This is a genomic window from Bacillus sp. LR--39 (assembly GCF_053613335.1).
In genome coordinates, this window is record NZ_JBSIOT010000002.1 from 749,394 (window position 1) to 767,960 (window position 18,567).

Sequence of the window (18,567 nt, forward strand, 5' to 3'; positions counted from 1 at the left end):
CATATATATAAAATCGTTTAGCTGTATTGATGTTATGGGAATCCTATTACGGAAAGTAGGGTGAGTCGAAAATGAAAGCAGCCAAAGGTGAATTTGTATTAGACGGACTTGATTGCAGCAACTGTGCAAAAAAAATAGAAAACGGCGTAAAAGCCATTGACGGCATAGACGGCTGTGCTGTCAATTTTGCGGCAAGCACCATCACGGTCTCAGCCGGCGGCAAAAACGAGCAATGGATGAAAGACGAAGTCGCTAAAAAAGTAAAGTCCATTGATCCTCATGTGACCGTCCGTGCGAAACATGAAGACAAACCCGGCGAGGATGAGTACCGCAAAAAGCTGCAGCTGATGTTAGTGAGATTGGCAGCGGGAGCCGTTTTGGCCGTCATCGCTTACTTCGCGCACACGGGCGCCGTCCTTGAGTTTCTGCTCTTTTTTGCTTCATATTTGATCATCGGCGGCGATATCGTAGCCAGAGCGGGAAAAAACATTGTCCGCGGCCAGGTATTTGATGAGCATTTTCTGATGGCGCTTGCCACGATCGGCGCATTTGTGATTCATCAGTATCCGGAAGGTGTCGCGGTCATGCTGTTCTACCAAATCGGTGAACTGTTTCAGGGAGCGGCCGTCAGCCGATCCAGAAAATCGATCAGCGCGTTATTGGACATCCGTCCTGAGTACGCCAATGTGAAAACGGAAAACGGCATGGCTGCCGTTCCGCCGCAGGACGTCAAAGTCGGACAGGTCATCGTCGTGAATCCCGGAGAACGGATTCCGCTGGACGGAAAGGTGCTGAGCGGTTCTTCGATGGTTGATACATCCGCTTTAACGGGCGAATCCGTGCCGAGAAAAGCGGAGCCGGGGCAAGATGTGATGGCCGGATTTATGAATCAGAACGGCGTGCTTCATATTGAAACCTCTAAAGGATATGAAGACTCTGCCGTGTCAAAAATATTGGATCTGGTCGAAAATGCGGCCGGACGTAAAGCGAAAACGGAAAACTTTATTACGAAGTTTGCCAAGTACTATACACCGGCCGTTGTCATTGTTGCGGTGCTTCTCGCCTTTTTACCGCCGCTTCTCGTGCCTTCAGCCGCGCTATCCGACTGGGTGTACCGCGCGCTGATTTTCCTTGTGATTTCTTGTCCGTGCGCACTCGTCGTCTCCATTCCGCTCGGTTTTTTCGGCGGTATCGGAGCTGCGTCTAAAGCAGGGGTGCTCGTGAAAGGCAGCAACTATTTAGAAGCGCTCAATCAGGTGGCATACGCCGTGTTTGATAAAACGGGAACCTTAACGAAAGGCAATTTCGCCGTTACTGATATCAAGCCGGCGGCAGGGTTTACAAAAGACAGCCTGCTTCATGCGGCCGCGCTCGCAGAAGTCCATTCCAATCATCCGATTGCTTCTTCCATCCGTGAAGCTTACAATCGACCGCTCGCGGCAGACGAGATTGAAGAATATGAAGAAATACCCGGACACGGCATTCGAGTGAAAACCGGCGGATCAACGATTTTGGCCGGAAATCAAAAACTGATGGCAAAAGAACAAATCGCTTCCGGCACAGCTGAAAATAACGGAACAGTCGTCTATGTCGCCGTTGATCAGCAGTATGCGGGGGCGATCGTGATCGCCGACGAAATCAAAGAGGACGCCAAACAGGCCATTGCCAATTTAAAAGCGCTCGGCGTGAAGCGGACAGTGATGCTGACGGGTGATTCAAAGCAGACCGGAGAAGCTGTCGGCCGAGAGCTCGGTATTGATGACGTGTACACAGAGCTTTTGCCGGGTGACAAGGTAGACCGCGTCGAAGAACTTGAAGCGGCGCTTTCACCGAATGAAAAACTGATGTTTGTCGGTGACGGGATTAATGATACGCCTGTGCTTGCCAGAGCTGACATCGGAGCTGCCATGGGGGCTCTCGGCTCTGATGCCGCCGTCGAAGCGGCCGATGTCGTCCTGATGACAGACCAGCCGTCAAAAGCAGCCGAAGCCATCCGGATTGCACGCCGCACACGCCGGATCGTCTGGCAGAACATCGGATTTGCTTTAGGCGTAAAAATCATTTTTCTCCTGCTTGGCGCATTCGGATTCGCCACCATGTGGGAAGCGGTCTTTTCAGATGTAGGCGTCACGCTGATCGCCGTTGCCAACGCGCTGCGCGTCATGAGAGTGAAAGCGGAATAATTGTCAAAGATAATTCGTTTTTCAGGGTTTTCTTAAACAAGGTTGTCTTGGTAAAATAGAGAAGCGGTCCATCCGGCATCCGCTTCTTTTTTATTTTAAAAACAATGAGGTGTCTGAGTGAAAAAGAAACAATCGTCTGCGAAATTTGCGGTGATACTGACGTTAATCGTTGTCGTTTTATTTGCGGCCATCGTAATTATTAACAACCAAACGGAAAAAGCGGGCGAAACAGTCGCCGAACAGCCTTCCATTAAAGGACAGCCCGTGCTCGGCAAAGACAGCGCGCCTGTTACGGTAGTTGAATTCGGAGATTACAAATGTCCGTCATGCAAAGTATTTAACAGCGATATCTTTCCGAAAATCAAAAAAGATTTTATTGATAAAGGCGACGTGAAATTTTCATTTGTGAACGTCATGTACCACGGAAGCGGCTCGCGTCTGGCGGCTCTTGCTTCAGAAGAAGTGTGGAAAGAAGACCCGGCATCATTCTGGGCATTCCATGAAAAGCTGTTTGAACAGCAGCCGTCAAGCGAACAGGAATGGGTCACGCCTGCATTGCTTGAAAAAACGGTCAAAAGCACCGCGAAAAAGGTTGATCCTGACAAGCTGAAGGAAAACCTTGATAAAGAGACATTTGCAAAAGAGCTGAAAGCTGACACTGACCTGAATGATAAATTAAACATTACGGCGACACCGACGATTTACGTAAATAACAAAGTGATTAAAGAATTCTCTAACTATGATGAGATTTCAAAAACGATTAAGAAAGAGCTGAAAAATGAAAAATAGAATCGTATTTTTATATGCTTCTTGGGTGATAGCTCTTGCTGCCATGCTCGGCAGCCTATATTTCAGCGAGATCAGAAAATTCATACCGTGCGAGCTGTGCTGGTATCAAAGAATTCTCATGTACCCGCTTGTCCTGATTTTAGGAATCGCCACCTTTCAGGGTGACACGCGCGTGAAAAAATATGTGCTGCCGATGGCCGTCATCGGCGCGTTTATATCGATCATGCATTACCTTGAGCAGAAGGTGCCCGGTTTCAGCGGCATCAAGCCGTGTGTCTACGGCGTGCCTTGCTCATCTGAATATATTAACTGGTTCGGTTTCATTACCATTCCTTTCTTGGCATTGACGGCATTTATTCTCATTATGATCTGCATGTGTTTTGTCAAAACGGAACGCACGGCAAAATAAAGAGCCTGCTCCATGGGAGCGGCTCTTTTTCTATTATTTGTACCAAGCTTTGTTTGTCGCAATCTGTCTGTTATGGGAGCTGTCCCAAATATCCACGGAATAGGCATAATCATAATTCATGACGCAGCGGATACCGCTGCCTTGGGCGTCATGCTGAAGCCCGAAGTTATGGGAAAACTCGTGCTGTGCCGCTTTCGCCGTGTTGGCCGTTCCTTGATCAAGGTTCACGCTGAAAGCCGGGCCGCTCGGTTTGCCGTTATATACATACGCGATACCGCCGGCGTCAAAACTTGATTTTGCGGTAAAACCGACGACAAAATGATAATTTTGATTTCTGAAGCTGCCTTGGAGATTCGATAAAATCTGAGAACTGTTTGAGCCGGAAGAATTCCAAGCCTGCACGGCCTGTACGACGAAATCAATGTTGTGATCACGGTTAAAAGCGACATCCGCCTGCTCCACGATCTGGACGATTCGCGTTTGCCAGTCGCTGTATTTGGCGCGGTATTCAGCGTCCGCCACCGCCAAAACTCTGACCTTCTGAGAGCCCGTGCCGGCTTTAGTTGAGGCTTTATCCTGACTGACATTGGCATTGAATCGTTTCGTGCCGACCTGCTTGCCGTTTTCATCCAGATTTTTTGTGTCAACCGTCTGTTCAACTTGGACCGGGCCCTTCAAATCTTTAAAATGATCGGCTTTCGGAAGCGGGTCCGTATACACCGTTTTCGCCGGCTCCGCATGAGTGTGCGAATGCGTATGGCTTTCGGCTGACGGCAGGCCGGGAATTAATCCGGCGGCCAATAAAACAGGAAAAACAAGTGAACTGATTTTCATCTCATAACCCCCTTTTTGTTAGAGAAAGTATTCAATGAAACTTCCAATAAACCTCCCGAAATAGTATAAAATAGGTAAATGTTCTTGCTCCCAGCCGTTGCGGGTGGGGTTGTCCCGGGTTAGGAATCAGAATCTTTCAAAAATAAGGTTGATTTTAAGAGAAAGCGATTATAAAATCTAATGGTCGTCAGAAAATTTAACAAATAAAAAGGAGCATATGGAATGGCCTGGGAGCTGCTTAGTGTAATCGGCATCATTGCGTTTGCGGTCAGCGGAGCGATTGTTGCGATGGAAGAGGAGTATGATATTTTAGGCGTGTATATTTTGGGGATTGTAACGGCGTTCGGCGGCGGAGCCATCCGAAACCTGCTGATCGGTGTTCCGGTCTCCGCCTTGTGGGAGCAAGGCGCGTTTTTTCAAATCGCTCTCGCATCAGTTACGATTGTCTTTTTGTTTCCGAAGCTGCTGTTAAGGCATTGGAGTAAATGGGGCAACCTATCCGATGCCATCGGGCTTTCGGCGTTTGCTATCCAAGGCGCTTTATATGCCGTGAAAATGGGCCATCCGCTCAGTGCGGTGATTGCGGCAGCGGTCCTGACCGGCAGCGGGGGCGGCATCATACGGGATCTTCTTGCCGGACGAAAGCCGCTTGTGCTGAAAGCGGAAATTTACGCGGTCTGGGCCGCGCTCGGAGGGTTAATCGTGGGCTTGGGCTGGTTGGGAAATTCGTTTGGCTTGTACGTTCTGTTTTTCGTGCTTGTTGTTTGCCGCGTTTGTTCCTATATGTTTAAGTGGCAGCTGCCAAACCGTTCTTTTCGTTTAGATAACTAACATCAAAAAAACCGATTTCAAAGCGAAATCGGTTTTTTTGCATATAAATAACCCATATCTTGATTGATATTGGGTGAATGTGCTAAGATGAATTGTATTTGCCTATTTTATTATATATTAAATATATGTATCCAATTATATTTTACAGTATTTCGTATGTGTTTGTCAACTATTTTCTGGAGGTGCCGTTCATGAATCAGCAGGATAAGGAATGGAAGGAAGAGCAGTCAAGAATAGATGAAGTGCTGAAGGAGCTCCGCAAAAAAGAGCGGTCTCTGGAAACATCATCGGGCGGATTAAAGCAGGATATTGTGGGCTTGAGAAAAACGTTTTGGGATGATGTCACCGTGAATATGGATGATGCCCACGAAGCGGCTGAGACATTTTCAAGCATTAAACAGCAGGCGGAAATGCTTTCAGAACGTGAACGGACGCATCGGCTTCAATACCGGCAGCTTCAAAAAATCCAAAAGCTGAAAACCTCTCCTTACTTCGGCCGTGTCGATTTTAAAGAAAAAGGGGAGTCCTCTGGCGAGCGGATTTATATCGGGCTGACTTCTTTAATGGATGAAAACAATGAGCATTTTCTCATTTATGATTGGCGCGCGCCCATCTCGTCTCTTTACTATCAATATTCCCCGGGAAAAGCCCGCTATGAAGTTCCCGAAGAAACGATAGAAGGAGACATCACACTGAAGCGGCAGTTTATCATTAAAAACGGGACGCTTAAAGCGATGTTTAACACGGATATGACGATTGGTGACGAAATGCTGCAAGAGGTGCTGAGCGGCCATTCCGGACAGCATATGAAAAACATCGTGTCAACCATCCAAAAAGAACAGAACGAAATCATCCGGGATGAAAAAAGCAAATATCTCATTGTTCAGGGAGCCGCCGGAAGCGGGAAAACATCCGCGGCGCTTCAGCGGGCCGCTTACTTGCTGTACCGCGGGCGCGGGGTGCTTGATGCCCGTCAGATTGTATTGTTTTCTCCGAACATTTTGTTCAACAGTTATGTGTCCGCCGTATTGCCGGAATTGGGAGAAGAGAATATGGAGCAGGCCACCTTTCAGGAATATATCATCCGCCGTCTCGGACGAAAGTTTGATTGTGAAAGCCCGTACGAGCAGCTTGAATATTGCCTGACTGAACAAAATCAGAACGCACTTTCCGTAAGGCTCGCAGCCATTGCTTACAAAGCGTCATCAGCTTTTCAGGCCATGATTGATTGTTATGCCGGGTCGCTTTCAGTCTCCGGTCTGATATGTAAACAGATCAGTTTCCGGGGAGACATCCTGATTTCAAATGAGCGGATTGAAGCCTATTTTTATTCGCTTGATCAGCAGCTGCCGATTCCGAACAGAGCGGAGCTGACGGCGGAATGGCTTCTCGCGGAAATCAGCGCACTCGAAAAAAAGGAGCGTAAGAAGGAATGGGTGCTGCAGGAGAGTGAGCTGCTTGATAAGGAAGATTATGCTGAGGTTTATCAAAAACTTAAGAAGCAAGCGGCGGATGACGAACCTGCATTTGACGACCACCTGCGCGAACAGCGCCTGCTTGGCGCCATTATTGTCGGCAAAGCCTTTAAACCGATTAAGCAGGCCGTCAGACGGCTCGGCTTTCTCGATATAAAACGGATGTATCTCCGGCTGTTTTCAGACTGGGGAGCTGCTGAAAAGCCCGATCATTGGGAGGGCATCGGCGCTTTGACCAGAAACGCATTTGCAGAACGGTCACTTCCGTATGAAGATGCCGCTCCGTATCTGTATTTGCAGGATCTGTTAGAAGGAAAAAGAAAAAACACACAAATGAAGCACGTCTTCATTGATGAAGCGCAGGATTATTCCCCATTTCAGCTCACGTATATTCAAAGCATCTTCCCAGCGGCAAAGATGACGGTGCTCGGTGATGTCAGCCAGTCGATTTATGCCCACACCATTACGGGCCCTTCTTCCCTCGCCGGCTGCTTTCGCAATGGTGCAGAAAAGTATGTCAGCCTGAAACGGACTTACAGATCGACGCGGCAGATTGTTGAATTTACGAAAGCGCTGCTGGCTGACGGCGATGACATTGAGCCTTTTAACCGGAACGGGGAAAAACCGCGTGTTTTGCGGACGGATACAGAAAAAGCGCGGCAGGAACAATTGGCGGATACAATCCGGGAGCTCAGACAAAAAGGCTGGGAGACGGTCGCCGTCATCTGCAAAACGGCCGAGGAAGCCAAAAAAGTGTTTCAGGCAGTCAGCGCCGGGAGCGGTGTGCGTTTGATCAATAAAGAAAACCAGCCTTTTCAAAAAGGGGTATGCGTCATTCCCGTTTATTTGGCAAAAGGCATTGAGTTTGACGCCGTCATTGCCGCTGACGCCTCTGCTGCCCAGTACAAAAGCGAACATGACCGTAAGCTGTTATATACGGCCTGTACGCGGGCGATGCATCATCTGACCGTATTGTCTCCGGGAGAACCCTCTCCTTTTATAAAAGAAGTGCCCGCCGGCTTATTCGTGTAAGCCCTTTGCCAAGTGCAAAGGGCTTTTTATCATTAGTAATCTTAATCATTGTCATCATGATTATATATTTTACTTACATACAAACTTTCGGTAAAGTTTCAATTAGAATATTATTTTGACAATTCCTATAGAAATAACGTACGTTACGTTTAATTCCTTGTGAGGTGGATATCGTTGCAACTTCAGGTCATGAACAGTCCGTTTAATCAGGAGCAGGCAGAGCTCCTTAACCGCCTTCTGCCGACCTTGACAGAATCACAGAAAATCTGGCTGAGCGGTTATTTGGCTGCGGCCCGGTCCGAATCCGGTGAAACAGCCGCACCCGCTGCTCCGACTCCAGCAGAAAGCCCGGCAGTCTCAAGAGAAGTCACCGTATTATACGGATCGCAAACGGGAAATGCGGAAGGTCTTGCGAAACAGACGGTAAAGACGCTTGAGGAACGGGGATTCCAGGTCACCGTCGCGTCGATGAACGATTTTAAGCCGAATAATCTGAAAAAAGTAAACAATTTACTGATCGTGGTGAGCACGCACGGAGAAGGCGATCCGCCGGATAACGCGCTGGCCTTTCATGAATTTCTTCACGGCAGACGCGCGCCGAAGCTTGAAGCACTCCGTTACTCCGTTTTGGCGCTCGGGGACAGCTCGTATGAATTTTTCTGCCAGACCGGCAAAGAGTTTGACGAGCGTCTTCAAGAGCTCGGCGGCACCCAGCTTGCGCCGCGGGTTGATTGCGATCTTGATTATGATGAGCCGTTTTCGGAATGGCTTGACGCGGTCATCGGCGGTTTGAACGAAGGAGCGGGAAATCAAACAGCCGAAGCGCCTGCCGAGACGCCCGCTCTCGGTGAATCCGTTTATTCCAGAACGAACCCGTTTCGGGCGGAGGTTCTTGAGAACATCAATCTGAACGGACGCGGTTCGAATAAAGAAACACGCCATCTCGAGCTTTCGCTTGAAGGGTCGGGCCTCGCGTATCAGCCCGGAGACAGCCTCGGCATCTATCCGGAAAATGATCCGGCGCTCGTTGATGAGCTGATCAATGAGCTGAAATGGGACCCAAAACAGGAAGTGGCGGTGAATAAACAAGGAGAGCGCCTCCCTTTGAAAGATGCGCTTACTTCTCATTTTGAAATAACCGTCTTAACAAAACCGTTCCTGCAAAAGGCCGCACAGTTTACGGCTGACCAAAAGCTGAGTGAACTTCTGGACGAAGGAAACGAAGAGCAGCTGAAAGCGTACATCAACGGCCGTGATCTGCTTGATCTCGTCCGGGATTTCGGGCCGTGGGAAGCTTCCGCCGAAGACTTTCTTTCCATCCTGCGTAAAATGCCGGCTCGGCTCTATTCGATCGCAAGCAGTTTAGAAGCGAATCCGGAAGAGGTGCATCTGACAATCGGAGCGGTCAGATATGACGCGCACGGCAGAGAACGAAAAGGCGTCTGCAGCATTCTGTGTGCGGAAAGACTCCAGCCGGGAGATACGCTTCCGATTTACATTCAGCACAACCAAAACTTCAAGCTGCCGGATAATCCGGATACACCGGTCATTATGGTCGGGCCGGGGACAGGCATCGCGCCGTTCCGTTCCTTTATGCAGGAGCGTGAAGAAACCGGAGCTGAAGGGAAAACATGGCTGTTTTTCGGGGATCAGCACTTTGTCACTGATTTTCTGTACCAGACGGAATGGCAAAAATGGCTGCAAAACGGTGTTCTCACAAAAATGGACGTCGCTTTTTCCCGGGATTCGGAGGAAAAGGTATATGTGCAGCACCGCATGAAAGAACAAAGCAAAGAGCTGTATGAATGGCTGCAGCAGGGAGCCGCCGTATACATCTGCGGTGATGAACAGCATATGGCGCATGACGTGCACCAGGCGCTTCTCGATATCATTCAGGAAGAAGGCGGCATGAGCCGTGAAAAAGCGGAAAGCTTCCTGGCAGACATGCAACAGAAAAAACGCTATCAGCGTGACGTATATTGATTTTGGTTTGAAAGGAGCTTATTCAGCATGGTGAACAACATTTTAAAAGCGCCGGAAGGCCCTCCAAGTGATGTTGAGGAAATTAAAGAAAAAAGCGATTATTTGCGCGGCACATTGAAAGAAGTCATGCTTGACCGGATTTCAGCCGGCATCCCGGACGATGACAACCGGCTGATGAAGCATCACGGAAGCTACTTGCAGGATGACCGCGATCTCCGTAATGAACGTCAAAAACAAAAGCTTGAACCGGCTTATCAGTTCATGCTGCGCGTTCGGATGCCAGGCGGCGTGTCAACTCCGGAACAATGGCTTGTCATGGATGAACTGGCGCAAAAATACGGAAACAATACATTGAAGCTGACAACGCGTGAAACGTTTCAAATGCACGGAATTTTAAAATGGAACATGAAAAAAACGATTCAGAAAATCAATGCGGCGCTGCTTGATACCATTGCGGCCTGCGGAGATGTCAACCGAAACGTCATGTGCGCTTCAAATCCGTATCAGTCTGAAATCCATGCGGAAGTGTACGAATGGTCGAAAAAACTGAGTGACGACCTTCTTCCGCGCACGAGAGCCTATCATGAAATCTGGCTTGATGAGGAACGGGTGGCGGGCACTCCTGATACGGAAACGGAACCGATGTACGGGCCGCTGTATTTGCCGCGGAAATTTAAAATCGGAATCGCCGTGCCTCCGTCCAATGATATTGATGTCTTTTCTCAAGATCTCGGCTTCATTGCGATTGTAGAAGAAGGCAGACTTATCGGATTCAACGTGGCAATCGGCGGCGGTATGGGAATGACGCACGGTGATACGGCCACTTATCCGCAGCTTTCAAAAGTCATCGGCTTCTGCAAACCGGAGCAGCTGTATGATGTAGCGGAAAAAACCATTACGATTCAGCGTGATTACGGAAATCGTTCCGTCAGAAAGAATGCCAGATTCAAGTACACTGTTGACCGTCTCGGTCTGGAAAATGTAAAAGCCGAGCTGGAGAACCGCCTCGGCTGGCAGCTGGATGAGGCGAAACCTTATCATTTTGACCATAACGGCGACCGTTACGGATGGGTGAAAGGCGTAAAAGGAAAATGGCATTTTACGATGTTCATCGAAGGCGGCCGTGTTACGGACTATGAGAATTATAAGCTGATGACGGGATTGCGTGAAATCGCCAAAGTCCATACCGGAGATTTCCGTCTCACCTCTAATCAAAACCTGATTATCGGCAATGTCTCGAGCCAGAAAAAGAAACAAATCAGCGCATTAATCGAACAATACGGTCTGACAGACGGCCGGCAGCATTCCGCCCTCCGCCGCAGTTCAATGGCTTGCGTCGCGCTTCCGACATGCGGGCTCGCCATGGCCGAAGCCGAGCGGTATCTGCCGAAATTGATTGATAAGATTGAAGCCATTGTTGACGAAAACGGGCTGCGGGATGAAGAAATCACCATCCGTATGACCGGGTGCCCGAATGGCTGTGCCCGCCATGCGCTTGGCGAAATCGGATTTATCGGAAAGGCGCCCGGAAAATATAATATGTATTTAGGAGCGGCGTTTGACGGCAGCCGTTTGAGCAAAATGTACCGGGAAAATATCGGTGAAGAGGAAATTCTGAGTGAGCTTCGCACCATTCTCCCGCGCTACGCGAAAGAGCGTGAGGAAGGCGAACACTTCGGCGATTTCGTCATCCGCGCGGGCATCATTAAAGCGACGACAGACGGCACGAATTTTCACGAATAAGATGAGCACTTAAAACCAAGGATAGAGACACACTGACGGTGCGTTCTCTATCCTTTACTAAGCAGCATAAACGCTGCACCGCGTCATGAAACAGATGACGCAGCTTGCGAAAAAGCCTGTTTTCAGAGAAAACAGGCTTTTTCTTTTTCCGGAAAAAATGTAGCTGAAGGAAAAAAAGTTCGCCGTGAGCACGTTATGAGAAATTTTAAATAAAAACGGGTAAAATAAAAGAAGAATGGTTGCGTGCGGAAAATATATTGAATCTGCCCGATCATCGGCTCCGGCCTTTGGCAAAGGCAGAGAACAGGCAATAATGATATGATGCAGCAGATGAAGGAGGTCATGCTTTGGACATATTTTTAGTCGTACTCGTACTTTTAACCATCATCGCGATCTCAAATATCGTAAATCGGTTTGTCCCCTTTATCCCGGTGCCTCTGATTCAGGTGGCGCTCGGTATCATTGCGGCGTCATTTCCGCAGGGGCTTCATTTTGAACTGAATACCGAATTATTTTTTGTTTTGTTTATCGCTCCGCTGCTTTTTAACGATGGAAAACGGACGCCGCGTGCGGAACTTTGGAATTTAAGAGCGCCGATTTTGCTGCTTGCGCTCGGGCTCGTGTTTGCCACGGTGATTGTCGGCGGTTACACGATTCATTGGATGATTCCGAGCATTCCGCTGGCTGCTGCATTCGGGCTGGCGGCGATACTGTCACCGACTGACGTTGTCGCAGTCAGCGCGCTGTCAGGGCGAGTGAAGATGCCAAAAGGCATTCTGCGTCTCCTTGAAGGAGAAGGACTGATGAATGACGCATCCGGCCTGGTCGCTTTTAAATTTGCGATTGCGGCTGCCGTGACGGGCGCATTTTCGCTGGCGCAGGCCGCCTTCAGTTTCGTTCTGATTTCAGCCGGCGGTTTACTCAGCGGTGTCGTCATTTCTTTTTTGATTATCCGTTTCCGGCTGTTTTTGCGCCGCCTCGGCATGCAGGATGTCACGATGCATATGCTGATTCAAATTCTGACGCCGTTTGTCATCTATCTCGCGGCTGAAGAAATCGGCGTTTCCGGCATTTTAGCCGTTGTGGCCGGCGGCATCACGCATGCGGTGGAGCAGGACCGTCTTGAATCAACGATGGTCAAATTGCAAATCGTCTCTTCAAGTACGTGGAATATTATTTTGTTCATTCTGAACGGTCTTGTTTTCGTTATTTTAGGTGCGCAAATACCGGATGTGGTTTCCGTCATCTTTAATGATACCGCGTTTAACAATATGATGGTCATCGGGTACATTATCGTCATTACGCTGACGTTAATGATTCTCAGGTTTTTGTGGGTGCTGTTTTTTTGGAACGGCAAGTGGTTTTTTAACAAGGATCAGAGCATTTATAAACCCGGCCTGCGCTCGACTCTGCTGATTTCGGTTTCAGGCGTCAGGGGAGCGGTCACGCTTGCGGGTTCCTTTTCCATTCCTTACGTGCTCTCTGACGGCTCACCGTTTCCTGAACGGAATTTGATTCTCTTTTTAGCCGCGGGTGTTATTATGTGCACATTGGTACTGGCGACAATCGTACTGCCGATTTTGACAGATAAGCCGGAAGACAATGTGAAAGAGAAGAAAGTCAAATTGCTGACAGCGAGACGGAAGCTGATAAAGGCTGCCTTAACGGCCATTAAAGAAAATATGAATGAGACAAACAAAACGGCTTCTTTTGCGGTTATTGCCGAATACAATGAGAAAATGAAAAATCTCAGATTTCAGCAGTCCACCGTCAAAAACCGCACGAAAAAAGATGAGCGGAAAGTCCGCGCCCAAGGGATACAGGCTGAACAGGAAGAACTGCTGCGGCTGATTGAGCGGGGCGAAATACCGGAAGAAACGGCAGACAGCCTTCAGGAACGGTTTGATGAACTGGAAGTGCTGTATACGAATCCGTTTAAAGTCGGCTTATCTAAGAAAAAGCTGAAACGCCTGATGTACTGGATCTTTTTCGGTGAACAAAAAAAGCCGGAAATGTCGATTTTAAATGAAGAAGGCCTCATCCGCACCACAAGGGTTAAAACGGCAAAAGCGGCCATTGAAAGCCTGAAAAAACACATGACTGAAGAAAATAAAGATGTGACGCTTGCCGTCATTTCCTTTTACAATCACTTGATTTTCAGGCTGGGGCACTCGTATCACGAACAGAGTCCGAGCCGCCGTTTTGAAAATCAAAAACTCGAAATCAAACTGCGGGCCGTGCAGGCCATCCGCAACGAAATCCAAACATTATTCGAAGAGCGGGAAATTTCCCGCGATATGTCACATGAGCTTCGCCAATACATCAATGATGTGGAAGCGGCCATGCTTGACGGAGGTGAATAAAAAAAGTCCGGCATCTGTTCGCCGGACTTTTTTTGATTACGGACGATGGAATTCGACGTGATCGCCGTCGCGGTCAAACCAGCCTCTGAAGGCCCAGTTGATCCAGCCGCCATCACCTTTGTTGGTGAAGCTTCCGTCTTCAAACACCCAAATGCCGTACGTGATGCCGTCATAAACGGCGGAACCGTAAAACTGAACGCCGTTAAAATGATCTTCATATTCCTGGCTTAAATTAAACACCATGACGTTATATTTTTGTCCGGAAGCGTAGAATGAAGATTCCATTAAGTTTTTGACGAAGCCGTCACGGTTTTGCGCCGACTTAATCGCGTCAGCAATCGAATTGCCGATGCCGAGCAGGTCAACGTCAATGTTTAATCCGACATCTTTTGCTGAGACATCTGATGTTTGCTGCGCCATGTTTTGAGGGGCCGGGTTTTCTTTTGCGGATACAAAGGACAGAGGAGTCAGAGACAAAGCGGCGCCAAGGGCAACGGACATTGGGATACGCATACGTTTCATATGATTTCCTCCTTCAATTGTGTGGTGGCTACAGTAGCGATTTACCCGGACAGTTACCCAACTAACCGTAATTTTTGAAAAATAGGAAAATAATAACGTCAGTGGTGCTTGGGCACTAAAGATGGTTTTTGTGATAACGATGAGCGTATAATTGGTTTCTTACGGCGGAAATGTGAGATAATAATAACCGTTTACATAATGACTAGAAAGGATGGTTCAACGTGGCAAAAAGCTTAAAAGATACTGTAAAGCTTCATAATGGCGTTGAAATGCCGTGGTTCGGCCTTGGCGTCTTCAAGGTGGAAAACGGAAGCGTAGCGGCGGACTCCGTCGAAGCGGCAATCAGAAACGGCTACCGCAGCATTGATACGGCGGCTATTTATAAAAATGAAGAGGGTGTCGGCGAAGGCATCAGAGCTGCGGGCGTTGCCAGAGAAGAGCTGTTCATCACGTCAAAAGTGTGGAATGAAGATCAAGGATACGAGTCGACACTTGACGCGTTTGAGAAAAGCCTTGAGCGCCTCGGCCTCGATTACCTCGATCTGTACCTGATTCACTGGCCGGGCAAGGATAAATATAAAGACACATGGCGCGCTCTTGAAAAGCTGTACAAAGACGGCAAAATCCGCGCCATCGGCGTCAGCAACTTCCAAGTGCATCATTTAGAAGAGCTGCTGAAAGATGCTGAAATCAAGCCGATGGTCAACCAGATTGAATTCCACCCGCGTCTGACTCAAAAAGAAGTAAGAGATTTCTGCAAAGCGCAGGGCATTCAAGTGGAAGCTTGGTCTCCATTGATGCAGGGACAGCTCCTCGATAACGAAGTGCTGTCACAAATTGCGGAAAAACATAACAAATCAGTTGCTCAAGTGATTTTGCGCTGGGATCTTCAAAACGAAGTCGTTACCATTCCGAAATCCATTAAAGAGCACCGCATTATAGAAAATGCCGATATTTTTGATTTCGAACTGTCACAGGAAGAAATGGAAAAGATCAGCGCATTGAACAAAGACGAGCGTGTCGGCCCGAATCCGGACGAGCTTCTGTTCTAAGAAAAAACAGCCCTTTACGGGGCTGTTTTTCTTTACATGAATGTCTGTGTCTGACGTTTTACGCTGAACCTGTATGCGGCTATTAATAACAGGGCGGCGGCGAAGGCTCCCAAAATGATGATGTTCAGCACCAGGCTTTGGAGCGTGCGGCCGTGCTGCAATTGATCGACCGTATCGAGCACCCAGCGCTGAGGCAGAAATTCGGCGATTGTCTGCACCGTTTTCGGCATAATATTGCTCGGAAAGAAGCAGCCGGCGAGCAAGCATGTCGGCACGACGATCAAATTCAAAAGCGCCGATGTTGAAGCGCTGCTGTTGGAAAAACCGACGGCAATAAAGGCGATTCCGATCGCGCTTAATGCAAACAGCATCATCAGGATGAACAGCTGCCACAGCGGGAATGACGGATGAATATGAAAAGCGGCGCCCATAAAGAGAACGGCGAATAGAATTTGGACGGCCATGATAATGATATTCACCGCCGCGTTTGCCAGTACATACTGCTTTGATGTGATCGGCGTTGACAGAAGTCTGTAGTACGTTCTGTTTTCCCGCTCTTTAATCATCAGTTCCGTCAGGTTGCCGGCGGAATAGAGCATAATGATAATGAGATACCCGATGACTGAGTAAGTCATTTCTTTATGATTCGATGTATCTTGTAAAACAGCAGACTCCGTTTGAATCGGAGAATGCTTGAAATCGGCGTACATCGCCTGAAAGGCTTTTGCGTCTCCGCCGGAAGATTTGCCGATTGAGGCGGCGCTGTTCATATAATTGTACAAATAAGAGCTGACATATCCGGTGACCTGGGCGCCTTTCAGCGAGGTCATGCCGATGTGAGCCGGTTTCCCGTCTTTTACGCTTTGGGAGAAGCCTTTTTCAAACGTAATGAGCGCCTCCATTTTTCCTGAAGCGATCTTTGATGAGGCGGACGCAGCCGTTTCCTCCGAAATCTTCACATGATCCAGTCCTTTTAAAAACGTGACCGTATCCTGTGCCACTTCTCCGCCGTCCTGATTGAGAATGCCGATATTGAGCGTTTCGGCTCCGCCGTTGGCATTGGTCATGAAGGAGAGGAAGACGCCGATCAGCGGAGCCCCGATATAAAGAATGAGCTGTTTTTTGCTTTTTGTAATCCCTTTGAGAGTGTGTGCAAACAGCCACCAGAAGTTTTTCATATTACAGTCCCTCCCGTCTTTGAAACGTAAATGCGGCGATCAGCAAAAAGAGTGCCGCCAATGCTGTATTTAAACCGAGTGCAGGCCATGCCGCTGATACATCATTTGCGTAAATGATGTTGTTAATCGCCTTATTGATCCAGGATAAGGGCGACAGGGCGGAAATTCCTCCGCCTTCATATTTGTAATAGGCGCCGCCGATAATGGACATCACCTGAACGATGATGACGGTGATTAATCTGGCGCTTTCGGGTTTTCTGGTCAAATAGCTCAGGCTGAGCCCGAAGCTGACGGCCAAAAGAATTTCAGAAACGAGAATCAAAAGCACAAGGCCCATGTGGCTGCCCCAATTCGCTTTTAAGATAAATTTGCTGAAGGCGACAACGGCAAGAATCGTCAGAACATTCACAGCCAAAATGCCGAGCATCTTTCCGAGAAAGATATCGCTTTTCCGGAGCGGGGCGGCGATCAGGCGATCTGCGGTGTGCCGTATTCTTTCCCCGCGGAATAAGCTGCTTGCAAAAATCGAGGCGTACAGCCCGATCATCGTCGTCATGGATATCGCATAAAAATCTTTCGCTTTCGGCTCTTTCGCTTTGTGTAAAGACGTCTGCTTCATATAATCGCTTTTGATTTGTCCGGCGGAAGGCGCCTTATGCGCCTTGTAAACGGCGGCGCCTGCTTTGTACTGATTGGTAAAAGCGGTCAGCATGCCTTGGACGATCGTGCCGTTTATACCGCTCCGGTCATTTGTATAGACTTGAAAACCAGTGTTTTTTACAGTGACGAAAGCATCCGCCTGATTTTCTCGAACCTCGTTTTTGCCTTTTGCCTCCGTGTCCGCTTTTTGAAAATAGACATGCTCTTTTTTGGCGGCTTTCATAAACTCAGTAAAATCATGAGAAAGAGGGCCGTTTGACTGGTCCGTATATACGACCTTGATGTTCCCGACCGTCACCTCTGAATCAAAGGCGTTTGATAATGCCGCAGTAAAAATCAGCATGAAGACGATCGGAAAAGCAAGCATGAAAATAAAAGTCCGTCTGTCGCGGGAGCTGATTTTGATTTCTTTCCCGGCGATGTGCAGAATATTCATTTGCAATCCTCCTTTCAGTGAGGTCAGTCGCGCAGGCTTCTGCCTGTCAGCGTGAGAAATACCGTTTCTAAGTCAGGGGCCTGTTCCTGCAAGGAGCGGATTTCAATTCCTTTGTCCATGAAGTACCGGATCAGGCGGTTTAAATTGTTGACCCCTGTGTCAGAGCTGATTTTCACGCTGTTTTCTTCCAGTGCGGCGGCTCTGACGCCGGGCAGCTCCTGAATATCGCCGAGGCTGATGCCGTTTCCGGATGACAGCTCAATCACGACGTCCTTCGTGTCGGTAATGATGGAGGTCAGCTGTTCTTTTGTGCCTTCTGCGATGACTTTTCCGTGGTCGATGATGGCGATGCGCGTGCATATTTCTTCCACTTCCTCCATGTAGTGGCTCGTGTAGATGATCGTGCAGCCCATTTCATTCAGCTTTTTCACTGACTGCAGAATATAATTTCTTGATTGCGGGTCAATACCGACCGTCGGTTCATCCATGATGATCAGTTTCGGCCGGTGGGCAAGGGCGCAGGCGATATTGAGCCGGCGTTTCATTCCGCCGGAGAAATGCTTCGGCAAATATTTGTGTTTATCGCTCAAGCCGACGAATGTCAGGGCTTCCTCGACCCGTTCTTTCAGAGCCGCCCCTCTCAGGCCGTACAGCCCGGCGAAGAACTTCACATTTTCATAGGCGTTTAATTCTTCGTAAATCGCGAGGTCTTGAGGGACGATGCCGATATTCATTTTCGTTGCTTTGCTATATTTGAAAATATCTTTTCCGAGAAACAGAATGTCTCCGCCTGAAGGTTTTAAAAGACCTGAGATCATATTGATCGTCGTGCTTTTTCCGGCTCCGTTTGCGCCGAGAAACCCGAAAATCTCACCTTCTTTTACGGCAAGCGACATTTGGTCAACGGCGGTATAATCACCGAATTTCTTACTCAGCTGTTTGAGCTCCAAAATGTTCATGTTTCCACCTCTATGTCTTGTGATGTTCTTATTATAAAAAAAAGAATGAACGGCCGTTAGTGCAGCTGTTCATTCCTTTGACATGAGAATCTTCATATTTTTCACATGAAAACATTCA

The 18,567-nt window shown here is 48.4% G+C and carries 14 protein-coding genes; 9 read left to right on the forward strand and 5 right to left on the reverse strand.

Translation table 11 applies throughout. The features are described 5' to 3' along the window. Positions 1–71: 71 nt before the first annotated feature. From ACWHAR_RS13535 to ACWHAR_RS13545, 3 genes are all read left to right on the forward strand, one after another. Positions 72–2,183, forward strand: a complete 2,112-nt coding sequence (locus tag ACWHAR_RS13535) for a heavy metal translocating P-type ATPase (protein ID WP_032876498.1) — start codon at positions 72–74, stop codon at positions 2,181–2,183. Between the two features lie 117 nt (positions 2,184–2,300). Continuing rightward, a complete protein-coding gene (locus tag ACWHAR_RS13540; protein WP_032876501.1) occupies positions 2,301–2,972 on the forward strand; it encodes a DsbA family protein in 672 nt (223 codons plus the stop codon). Further along, the gene (locus ACWHAR_RS13545) at positions 2,962–3,381 is read left to right on the forward strand and encodes a disulfide oxidoreductase (RefSeq protein ID WP_014305812.1); all 420 of its coding nucleotides are present in this window, start codon (positions 2,962–2,964) and stop codon (positions 3,379–3,381) included. The genes ACWHAR_RS13540 and ACWHAR_RS13545 overlap by 11 nt, the downstream gene beginning before the upstream one ends. A 33-nt stretch (positions 3,382–3,414) precedes the next feature. Here the strand turns inward: ACWHAR_RS13545 and ACWHAR_RS13550 are convergent, their stop codons facing one another. Beyond that, a complete protein-coding gene (locus ACWHAR_RS13550) occupies positions 3,415–4,215 on the reverse strand; it encodes a zinc-dependent metalloprotease (protein WP_032876506.1) in 801 nt (266 codons plus the stop codon). 222 nt (positions 4,216–4,437) lie between these two features. Here ACWHAR_RS13550 and ACWHAR_RS13555 point away from each other — a divergent pair, with 222 nt between their 5' ends. From ACWHAR_RS13555 to ACWHAR_RS13575, 5 genes are all read left to right on the forward strand, one after another. Continuing rightward, on the forward strand, positions 4,438–5,046 hold the full coding sequence (locus ACWHAR_RS13555) for a trimeric intracellular cation channel family protein (RefSeq protein ID WP_032876509.1): 609 nt from the start codon (positions 4,438–4,440) through the stop codon (positions 5,044–5,046). 191 nt (positions 5,047–5,237) lie between these two features. Next, positions 5,238–7,553, forward strand: coding sequence for an RNA polymerase recycling motor HelD (gene helD, locus ACWHAR_RS13560; protein WP_032876512.1), 2,316 nt, complete (start codon positions 5,238–5,240; stop codon positions 7,551–7,553). Positions 7,554–7,727: 174 nt separating this feature from the next. After that, positions 7,728–9,536: an assimilatory sulfite reductase (NADPH) flavoprotein subunit gene (locus tag ACWHAR_RS13565; RefSeq protein ID WP_032876515.1), complete on the forward strand. Its 1,809-nt coding sequence runs from the start codon at positions 7,728–7,730 to the stop codon at positions 9,534–9,536. 27 nt (positions 9,537–9,563) lie between these two features. Further along, positions 9,564–11,279, forward strand: a complete 1,716-nt coding sequence (gene cysI, locus ACWHAR_RS13570) for an assimilatory sulfite reductase (NADPH) hemoprotein subunit (RefSeq protein ID WP_032876519.1) — start codon at positions 9,564–9,566, stop codon at positions 11,277–11,279. 347 nt (positions 11,280–11,626) lie between these two features. Next, on the forward strand, positions 11,627–13,642 hold the full coding sequence (locus ACWHAR_RS13575) for a Na+/H+ antiporter (protein ID WP_032876522.1): 2,016 nt from the start codon (positions 11,627–11,629) through the stop codon (positions 13,640–13,642). Positions 13,643–13,678: 36 nt separating this feature from the next. Here ACWHAR_RS13575 and ACWHAR_RS13580 read toward each other — a convergent pair whose 3' ends face one another. Continuing rightward, a complete protein-coding gene (locus ACWHAR_RS13580) occupies positions 13,679–14,164 on the reverse strand; it encodes a hypothetical protein (RefSeq protein ID WP_003151740.1) in 486 nt (161 codons plus the stop codon). Positions 14,165–14,385: 221 nt separating this feature from the next. Between ACWHAR_RS13580 and ACWHAR_RS13585 the strand changes: the two genes are divergently transcribed. Next, entirely contained in the window at positions 14,386–15,216 is an 831-nt protein-coding gene (locus tag ACWHAR_RS13585) for an aldo/keto reductase (protein ID WP_032876525.1), read from the forward strand. Between the two features lie 32 nt (positions 15,217–15,248). Here the strand turns inward: ACWHAR_RS13585 and ACWHAR_RS13590 are convergent, their stop codons facing one another. The 3 genes from ACWHAR_RS13590 to ACWHAR_RS13600 are packed head-to-tail and all read right to left on the reverse strand — an operon-like array spanning position 15,249 to position 18,449. Beyond that, positions 15,249–16,394, reverse strand: a complete 1,146-nt coding sequence (locus tag ACWHAR_RS13590) for an ABC transporter permease (protein ID WP_032876528.1) — start codon at positions 16,392–16,394, stop codon at positions 15,249–15,251. A gap of 1 nt (position 16,395) precedes the next feature. Continuing rightward, on the reverse strand, positions 16,396–17,490 hold the full coding sequence (locus ACWHAR_RS13595; RefSeq protein WP_032876531.1) for an ABC transporter permease: 1,095 nt from the start codon (positions 17,488–17,490) through the stop codon (positions 16,396–16,398). Positions 17,491–17,513: 23 nt separating this feature from the next. After that, positions 17,514–18,449, reverse strand: coding sequence for an ABC transporter ATP-binding protein (locus ACWHAR_RS13600; RefSeq protein WP_007613736.1), 936 nt, complete (start codon positions 18,447–18,449; stop codon positions 17,514–17,516). Between the last annotated feature and the right edge of the window lie 118 nt (positions 18,450–18,567).